This is a genomic window from Bifidobacterium aemilianum (assembly GCF_003315635.1).
GTDB classification, from domain to species: Bacteria; Actinomycetota; Actinomycetes; order Actinomycetales; family Bifidobacteriaceae; genus Bifidobacterium; species Bifidobacterium aemilianum.
Map to the genome: position 1 here is coordinate 1 of NZ_PDCG01000070.1, position 461 is coordinate 461.

Here is a 461-nt window from a genome sequence, read left to right on the forward strand (position 1 = left end):
CGCCTTCCTGCTTTGCGTTGCTGGATGCCATCTGGTCCACCCGCTTGTTTGCGTCTTTCCCCGCGGAGCCGTGGATGCCTTCTCGTGTCGCGACCTGCGGACGAATCCAGGTACCGATGCGGATGGGCTGGCCCACGGTCAGCAGTGCATGCGATACATCCATGTCGCCCTCGTCCACGGAGACCTGTTCGATCTGGTCGGTCACCTGTCTGAATACCTCATCGAAGATGCGTCTGGACATCATGCGGTAGTAAGCCATGTCGACTGGAAGGAAGCTGCCATTCGGGCAGAGCTGATGCGCTCTGGCCGCCGGCATGGCCGAGCTGATGCCATATGTTCGGGCCTCGTAGTTGGCCGCCGCACCCACCGCCCTGTCGCCTGTGCCTGTGGTGGCGGGTGGGCCGGCGAGCCCCGGGTGCCGTGCCGTCTGGACGGCGGCGTCGACGGCCCACCAATCGTGG

At 64.6% G+C, this 461-nt stretch carries 1 protein-coding gene; it reads right to left on the minus strand.

Features of this window, described 5'->3' with window-relative positions:
• A partial coding sequence (locus CRD60_RS08445; protein WP_456236473.1) for a Y-family DNA polymerase occupies positions 1-461 on the minus strand: 461 nt, incomplete at both ends.